This is a genomic window from Gemmatimonas sp. (assembly GCF_041689975.1).
In the GTDB taxonomy this organism is placed as follows: Bacteria; Gemmatimonadota; Gemmatimonadetes; order Gemmatimonadales; family Gemmatimonadaceae; genus Gemmatimonas.
Window position 1 is genome coordinate 1 of record NZ_JBDNFF010000177.1, and the last position, 4,163, is coordinate 4,163.

A 4,163-nucleotide genomic window follows, 5' to 3' on the forward strand; every position below is an offset into this window, starting at 1 on the left:
CTTTTAAAAGTGTCGACCGTCCCGGCGTTGCCGTCTGACAATTCCGTGTCGCGAATACGGCGAAGAAGAGTTTGACGAGCAGCGACTCCCGCCATGGTACGGGCGGGGCGGGGATCGCGAGCAACGTGTCTGGCGCAGACAGGACAAAGGCGTCGACGTAGCGCGTCACTTTGTAGTCACGCATGGGTTGGATCGACAGCAAACCCTGGATAACGTGGCGAAGACATGACTAGCGGTACTTTCGCATTTCCTGGCCATGAACTGTTGCCTTTCCCCTTTGGAAATACCCCCTTCGGCGCCTAAGGGAGAACACAGCGGTCCGTGTGTTGTTGCTCACATTCCGGAGGGTTCAAGCGAGAGGTCGACATGTTGCGGCACTCGACGGTGGGCTGCGCACATCGGTCGAGGACTTGTCGAAGCTCTTCTCTGTTCCGGCGCACGAAGTTCAATGGGCTTCGTCGTGGGCACGGTGGGAATGATCCCGGCGTCGAGGTGGAGATGCTCAACGGAGAATCGCAGCGTAAGAATCCACAAACGGCGTTCCAGTTGACCGTGCCCTGGTTCGAGGAAGAGCCCTTCTTCTGTAATGGCGTTGCCATCGCTGCCGGCGTTCATGGGCCTCTAGACCTAGGCGCGCCGCGCACCACACCGCATCTTTAGCAACGCGTCGCGACTCCTGGCTCCCGGTTACTGCGGCTCCCTTTCACGAAGCGATAGGACGACACATGAAACACGACCTGAATCAAGCAGCTCGGCTTAGTGCCATGGGTGCGGTCTGCGCTTTGGCCCTCGCCGTACCAGCGGCGCTTCACGCGCAGGACGCGCCAGCGATGGCGAAGCCCACGGGCAAATGGACAGCCACCATCGCGCAGCTCAACACCCTGCGCGGTGCAGCCGATCTCTCCGTTTCGGCCAAGGGTGAGAAGGAGTCGCGCGCCAAGCTGAGCTTGCGGTTGGTGCCCATCAATCGGCAGGTGGCATGGGACATTGTGGCGGGACGCTGCGGTGACGAAGGACGTCCGGTGGCGGCGGCGGCGGCGTTCCGGCAGATTCTGTCCCGTAACGATGGCAGCGGCGAGGCCATGGCGACCATTCCCGCGCTCGAAGCGGGCAATCCATACTATGTGCGCGTGTTCTCGCCTGGCGAAGTGCCGTCGGACCGCACCGGTTTCGGCTGCGCGAATATGAGCGAAGTGCCGTAAACGCGAATCGGGCGCCATGAGCAGTTGCTCATGGCGCCCGATCTTCGTGATTCAGCGTTTACGGCGCGCTGCCCGCGCCGCCGCCACCGATCGTGTAATACGGGAAGCCAAGGAGTTCGAGCTCCCGACCATGCACCGGGAAGTGAAGCGGTGTGCCGGAGATCAGCTTGCCCCACCCGCGGGCGTCGGCGAACGCAATCAAGGCCTCGGTGGGAAAGAGATCGATACGCTTCTCGTACTGCAACGCATCGAACAGATCTCCACAGGTTCCATTGTCACGCTTGGGCACGCAGGCCCTGTCGTTCGGCGGGCCGGTCACGGTGACCGGCGCCAATCCTGCCGCCACGCGTGTGGGATTGATGAGCGCGACCGCTTCGGCCTGTCGGTTGAGACGAATGAGTGCCTCTGCGCGCAGGTACTTCATTTCGTCCACCGACATCGTGGTGATGAGACCGGTCGAGTGGTAGTTGTTGAGGGGCGGCACCAGAAAGCGCACACTCCGATACCGGCTGTGCATGTACGTGCCGTTGGCTGTGTTCATCGACTGCGTGGGCAGGGAGGCGAACCGCGTGCCCGCCACCGTGGGACCGGTCGCGGCGTGAATGCGCCGATCGGGCGTGACCACTGTGATCTGCGCCCGCTCGCCCAGCGGACGCGCCAGCCAGCGCTGGTACTCGCCCGACGTATCGGCCGGACCCACCAGCCGCGTGTTCGTACGGGCGTTGGTCTGCAGGTACGAATTCTGATAGTATGACGACGCGGTGGCCGCAATAGTGAGATCGGCCTGCTGCGCGAAGTTGCGCGTTACGATCCCCGAGTCCAGCTGCGCCAGGACCTGGCCCCAGTTCACGGCCGCGCGCTCTGCCGGAGTGCGCGCATTGTACACGCGTGCTCGGATGATGTACGATTGCATCACGCGTATGAACTCGTCGCGCGTGTATGTCTGCGCGTTGATCAAGTTGGCGGGCAAGGTGAAGTCGCGTGCCGCGCGGGCCTCGGCGATGGCTTCACGAAGGATGCGAATACCGTTGTCCGTGACCTGCTGATACGGCTTGAGCTCGTACACCACCGTGGCCGGGTTGGTTTTTTCGTCCGTCAGATAGGCCTGATCGAAGAGCATACCGAGATAAATCGTGTTCACACCGATCATGAACCTGGCGAACACGCGTGAACGCTGCGTGTCGGTGCCCTCTGGGATCGCAGCCGTGACCAGACCGACCTTGAGCCCTTGATCGGCCATGGCCTGATAGGCCTCACGCGCCGAAGCCATCGACTCGTAGAGATCGTACCATGGCTTGCGGTTGGTCCAGCCGCCCTGATTGCGGTTATCGATCGCGAAGCGCGGTTCGGCGGTGACAGCCACGAGCGCGTCGGTCACGTCCGCACTGGTCATCTCGTTGCCGAGAATGGACAGCTGTTTCACCGGATAGGTGCCGTTGGTGCGAGCGCCCTGGGCGACGCCCCAGAAGGCGCGCCACGATCCCAGCAGCGCAGCCTCGAGATTCTGGCCGCTGCCGAACACGGCGCCGACATCCGGCGTGTTCGGGTTGGTCACTTCAAGGGAGTGACACGATGCGGCCAGCGTGGCGCCGCCGACCAGGGCCACGAGCGAGCGGGCAAATCGTGTGCGTCGTGCAATGTGGGTCGTCATAGGCGCAGCAGCGTCGGAGGAGGAACGAATCGTCATGAGGAGAGTCCTCCGATCAGAAGGTGATGGTGGTGGCGAGCGAGAACGTGCGCAGCAACGGATACACCGTGTTGTCGACGCGCGTGTTCGGGCTGCCCGATTCCGGGTTCAGGCCGGAGTAGTTCGTGAGGGTGAACAGGTTGCGTCCCACGACGTCGAACTGCATGCGGTCGGCCCCCATTGCGCGCAGGAATCGGTACTTCTTGGCGTCGAGATTGTAGCCGACCGTGAACTCCGACAACCGCGCGTAGGTGCCATCTTCCACGAAGGGCGCGACGAAGTTGGCGTTGCCGTCGGCAATGGCGGTGGCGTAGTACGCCGTGGGCTTCCGCAGTTCGTCGGCCTTCGCGCGCTGATCGACGTCGGGATGGTCATTGGTCGCGTACAGCGCTTGCCTCACCCCATTGTAGATATTACCGCCAAACTGCCCGTTCAGGAGACCGTACAGGCGGAACCCCTTAAAGCGGAATGTGTTACCGAAGCCGAACTGCATGGCCGGCTGGCCGTCACCGATCTGTCCGAACCAGCGCTGACCGGTGGTCGGATCGATTTCGAAAATTGGACGTCCCCACGCATAGTTGCGGCCATCCACGTTCACCGTGGTGCCCCACAGATTCTTGGCCTTGCCGTCGAGCGACGTATTGCCGGTGCCCACGGCCACCACGTAGCCGTCGTCGTTCACGTCGAATGCCGCCTGTGAGTTGGCGTGCTCGGGGCGCAGCTGCCCCTTGTCGCGCACATGACGGTTGCCCCACATGGTGCCCAGCTGCGTGTCGTCGCAACGCCAGAGAATGCCGTCACCGAAGCACGTGCGACCGAAGTTCGTGATGTTGTTGCGGCGCCGGTCAGCGGTGACCAGCACGTCCCACTGCACGCCCTTCGGATTGTTCAGGATCTGCGCCTGCAGCGTGCCTTCGATCGTCCGACCGGCGATGCTGCCGATGTTGGCTTCGATGGTGTTGAATCCCGTGAGCGCAGGGGTCGGCAGGGCGATCAGGTTCCCGTTGGCTCTGGAGAAGACCTGCACCACGGACAACTGCACGCGGTTCTTCACGATCATGTCGACGCCGAACTCCTGCTCCGTCGCCAGCTCCGGACGCAGGTTGGGGTTGCCCAGGCCGCCGCGCGTCACGGCACCCGTGGCATCGATACCCAAGGCGGAATACTGGTCGGAGAAGCCGGGGCGCGTGCCGGCCGTTCCTACGTTGTAGCGCAGCTTGAACAAGTTGAGCACGGGGATGTTCCACCACCCTTCTTCGCTGATCAGCCACGCC

5 protein-coding genes are annotated in these 4,163 nt (G+C 62.8%); 1 reads left to right on the forward strand and 4 read right to left on the reverse strand.

Features of this window, described 5'->3' with window-relative positions; genetic code table 11:
* Both ACESNG_RS11310 and ACESNG_RS11315 read right to left on the reverse strand, forming a co-directional pair.
* The coding region (locus tag ACESNG_RS11310; RefSeq protein WP_373063165.1) for a hypothetical protein at positions 1 to 184 on the reverse strand (184 nt) is incomplete at its 3' end.
* 149 nt (positions 185 to 333) lie between these two features.
* A complete protein-coding gene (locus tag ACESNG_RS11315) occupies positions 334 to 615 on the reverse strand; it encodes a hypothetical protein (protein ID WP_373069004.1) in 282 nt (93 codons plus the stop codon).
* A 110-nt stretch (positions 616 to 725) separates the two neighbouring features.
* On the opposite strand from ACESNG_RS11315, the gene ACESNG_RS11320 reads away from it, so the two are divergent.
* Positions 726 to 1,202: a hypothetical protein gene (locus tag ACESNG_RS11320; protein WP_373069006.1), complete on the forward strand. Its 477-nt coding sequence runs from the start codon at positions 726 to 728 to the stop codon at positions 1,200 to 1,202.
* 58 nt (positions 1,203 to 1,260) lie between these two features.
* Here ACESNG_RS11320 and ACESNG_RS11325 read toward each other — a convergent pair whose 3' ends face one another.
* Both ACESNG_RS11325 and ACESNG_RS11330 read right to left on the reverse strand, forming a co-directional pair.
* A complete protein-coding gene (locus ACESNG_RS11325; protein ID WP_373069008.1) occupies positions 1,261 to 2,889 on the reverse strand; it encodes a hypothetical protein in 1,629 nt (542 codons plus the stop codon).
* A gap of 16 nt (positions 2,890 to 2,905) precedes the next feature.
* Positions 2,906 to 4,163: hypothetical protein (locus ACESNG_RS11330; protein WP_373069010.1), on the reverse strand; the 1,258-nt coding region annotated here is incomplete at its 5' end.

Excerpts from the sequence above, each read along its gene's own strand:
- ACESNG_RS11315 (WP_373069004.1), bottom strand. The coding sequence starts at position 615 with ATGAACGCCGGCAGCGATGGCAACGCCATTACAGAAGAAGGGCTCTTC.
- ACESNG_RS11325 (WP_373069008.1), bottom strand. The coding sequence starts at position 2,889 with ATGACGATTCGTTCCTCCTCCGACGCTGCTGCGCCTATGACGACCCAC.
- ACESNG_RS11320 (WP_373069006.1), top strand. The coding sequence starts at position 726 with ATGAAACACGACCTGAATCAAGCAGCTCGGCTTAGTGCCATGGGTGCG.